Here is a 3,071-nt window from a genome sequence, read left to right on the forward strand (position 1 = left end):
GCGGGGGTTGAGGTGCTCGGTGAACCGCTTGATGGTGCCGCCCTTGCCGGCGGCGTCGCGACCCTCGAAGAGGACGAGCAACCGCTCGCCGCTGTCCTTGACCCAGTTCTGCAGCTTGAGCAGCTCGATCTGCAGCAGCCGCTTGGTGCGCTCGTACTCCGCGCGCCGCATCTTCGCGTCGTAGGGGTACTCCTCGCGCCAGGTGTCCCCCGGCAGGTCGTCCCCGTCGAGCAGGACCTCGGCGGCTGCGGGCTCGGGCACCTGGCGCTCCTTCCTCGACGCTGCCGGCGCCCGTCCCCGCGGGCGCCGGTCCTCCGGCGCCATCGTGCCCGCTCGCCCGGGCCGGGGCATGCCGGGCCGGTCAGCCCTCCGGGGCGTGCAGTGGCGTCTCAGCCCTCCGGGGTGGGCGGCAGGGCGGCGAGCAGCGCGGGCAGGTCGGGGGCGGTGGTGCGGAACCGGGCGCGCACGCCCGCCCGGACGGTCAGGCCCACGGGGGTGAGGTCGAGGCTGAGGGCGACGTCCGCCTCCCCGCGGGCGGACATCCGCGCGCCGCGCGCGCCGAATCCCCCGCCCCGCTCCTCGTCGTCGACCTCGACGAGCTCGACGAGCTCGCAGCCGAGGACGGCGGCGCACTCCGCGGCCCGGCGCAGGGCGTCCCGCAGCGCCGCGGCCCGCGCCCGCGCGTGGGCGGGGCTGCCCGGGCGCAGCTCCCAGGATGGGCCGGAGAAGCCGACCTCCACGCCGGAGAGGGCGTCGACGACCGCGGGCAGCAGGGTGAGGTCGACCACCTCGACGGTGAGCTCCGCGGTCGCCACGTAGCGGGTGGGCACCGGGGAGGCGGGGTCGTGGTGCTCGAGGTACACCGACACCGGCCCCGACTCCACGCGCGCACCGCCGCCGGTGCCCGCGAGCGCCGCGCGCGCCTGCTCGTGCAGCGCCGCCATCCGGGCCAGCGCGGCGCGCCTGTCGGCGTCGGGCACGTGCAGGGAGGCGGAGAACCGGGCCAGCTCGGGATCGGCGGGCACGGCGGCCTCGCCCCGGACCGTGACCAGCGGAGCGGTGCCTGCCACTAGACCCCCTGGGAGCGCGAGCGGTCGGGACGCGCCCATCCTGGCACCGCCGGCGCTGCGGCGGGGTGGTGCGGGGTGGCGCGGGGATCGGCCCCGCGGCGACCATGGTCGTGCGGCGGGACGGCGGTGTCCGGCCGGAGGCGAGGAGGCTGCCGGTGGCGGACGAGCGCGGACCACGCCGGGGCTACCGGGTCGCGACGTTCAACGTGGAGAACCTCCTGCACCCCGGCGTGCACTTCGCCGGGCGCGGCGACGAGGCGCCGTACACCCCCGAGCTGTTCGCCGACAAGGTGCGCTGGATCGCGTCGCTGCTCGACGAGGGCCGCGTCGACCTCGTGGGGTTCCAGGAGCTGTTCAGCGCCACCGCGCTGCGCGAGGTCGTCGCGGCGAGCCGGCGGCTGCGCGGCGCCAGCGTCCTGACCCCCGGGATCACCGGCGGGGAGAACCTGCACACCCGCGCCGACGGCGGGGTGGAGGCGAGCGGACCGCACGTCGGGCTCGTCACGCGGTTCCCGGTGCTGTCGTGCGACTCGGTCGAGGAGTTCCCCCCGGGTCCGGGGGTGGCGCTGCACCTGGGCCGCGCGGCGGGCGACGGCGCGGTGACGCGGTTCCAGCGCCCGGTGCTGCGGGCCCGCGTCGTGCTGCCCGGCGAGGTCCCCGCCACGGTGCTCGTGGCGCACCTGAAGTCCAAGCGGCCGGTCCACCTCACCGGTGAGGACGTGGAGGACCCGGTGGTGCAGGCGGCCGGCCGGGTGCGGGCGCTGCTCGTGCGGGCGGCGGAGGCGGTGGCGCTGCGCGCGCTCGTGGTGGCGCTGCTGGACGGCGGTCGCGCCGGCCCCGGTGCCGGTCCCGCGGGCGGGCCGGTGATCCTGCTCGGCGACCTCAACGACGACCTGGCGGCGGTGACGACCCGGCTGGTCGCCGGCGAGGAACCGCCGCACCACCTGCCGGCGGAGCGCCGCGAGCACGTGGCGGGGGCGCTGCTGCACTCCGCCCACGACCTGCAGGAGCTGCGCAACTACCGCGACGTCAGCTACACCCACGTCCACCAGGGCCGGTTCCAGCTGCTGGACCACGTGTTCGTGAGCCGGCACTTCGTGGCGCCGTTCCCCGGGCGGGTCGGCGAGGTGGTGAGCACCCGGGTGTTCAACGACCACCTGGTGGACGCGCGGTGGGCGGTGGACGAGGCGCGGCCGGCGGTGGAGGTGGGCGGGGAGCTGCGCCGGCTGCCGTCGGCGCGCGCCGACCACGGGATGGCCGTGACGGAGATCCTCGTCCGGGGCGACGGGGCCGGCGGGGCCGATGAGCCCGGCGGGGCCGGCGGGCGGGGCTCAGCCGCGGGCCCGTGAGAGCTCCGGCTGGTCGAGGACGCGCAGCCACGTGCCGTCGGGTTGCCGGCGCACCACCTGGGCGCGGGCGCCGGCGTCGTCGCGGGGCGAGGTGGAGGTGAGGGCGATGTCCCCGGCGACGAGCGTGGGCAGCGGCTCCTCCTGCCGGAAAGGCGGTGCGGTGGCGAGGGCCTGCTCGAACAACGCCCGGATGGCGGCCCGGCCCCGGGTCACCCGGCCGGGCGGGAACGCCATCACGGCGTCCTCCTCGTAGAGCGCCGCCACCCCGGCGGCGTCGCCGGCGTTGGCGCGCTCGACGAACAGGCGGGTGAGGTCCTCGGGGACGAGGGCGGGTTCGTGCCGGCTCATGGTTCTCCTCCTCGGCGTTCCCGCGGTCGGTCTTCCGCGGTCGGTGGTTCCAGGCTGCGCGCCCCACTCCCAGAAGTCCAACAGATGGTCCTTCTACTCTCTAGAATCAGAACTCATGGAGCTGCGGCAGCTGGAGTACTTCGTCGCGGTGGTGGAGGAGGCGAGCTTCACCCGCGCCGCCGAGCGCGTGCACATCAGCCAGCCGGGGGTGAGCGCGCAGGTCCGGCAGCTGGAGCGCGAGCTCGGCCAGGAGCTCGTCGACCGCTCCCGGCGCGGCGCCGCACCGACCGCCGCGGGCGCGGCC

4 protein-coding genes and 1 pseudogene are annotated in these 3,071 nt (G+C 76.9%); 2 read left to right on the forward strand and 3 right to left on the reverse strand.

Features of this window, described 5'->3' with window-relative positions:
* A pseudogene (locus ABEB16_RS15555) lies at nt 1–261 on the reverse strand (polyphosphate kinase 2); the annotation flags it as partial.
* Nucleotides 262–389: 128 nt separating this feature from the next.
* Nucleotides 390–1,070: an SIMPL domain-containing protein gene (locus tag ABEB16_RS15560; protein WP_345713137.1), complete on the reverse strand. Its 681-nt coding sequence runs from the start codon at nt 1,068–1,070 to the stop codon at nt 390–392.
* Nucleotides 1,071–1,225: 155 nt separating this feature from the next.
* Between ABEB16_RS15560 and ABEB16_RS15565 the strand changes: the two genes are divergently transcribed.
* Nucleotides 1,226–2,419: an endonuclease/exonuclease/phosphatase family protein gene (locus ABEB16_RS15565; protein ID WP_345713138.1), complete on the forward strand. Its 1,194-nt coding sequence runs from the start codon at nt 1,226–1,228 to the stop codon at nt 2,417–2,419.
* On the opposite strand, the gene ABEB16_RS15570 is transcribed toward ABEB16_RS15565, so the two are convergent.
* A complete protein-coding gene (locus ABEB16_RS15570; RefSeq protein ID WP_345713139.1) occupies nt 2,402–2,767 on the reverse strand; it encodes a YybH family protein in 366 nt (121 codons plus the stop codon). The genes ABEB16_RS15565 and ABEB16_RS15570 overlap by 18 nt on opposite strands.
* Before the next feature lie 115 nt (nt 2,768–2,882).
* Here ABEB16_RS15570 and ABEB16_RS15575 point away from each other — a divergent pair.
* Nucleotides 2,883–3,071: LysR family transcriptional regulator (locus ABEB16_RS15575; RefSeq protein WP_345713140.1), on the forward strand; the 189-nt coding region annotated here is incomplete at its 3' end.

This window comes from Kineococcus glutinatus (assembly GCF_039542765.1).
GTDB lineage: Bacteria > Actinomycetota > Actinomycetes > Actinomycetales > Kineococcaceae > Kineococcus_A > Kineococcus_A glutinatus.

What these genes read in the sequence shown, in the direction of transcription:
- ABEB16_RS15570 (WP_345713139.1), bottom strand. Translation starts at nt 2,767, where the DNA reads ATGAGCCGGCACGAACCCGCCCTCGTCCCCGAGGACCTCACCCGCCTG.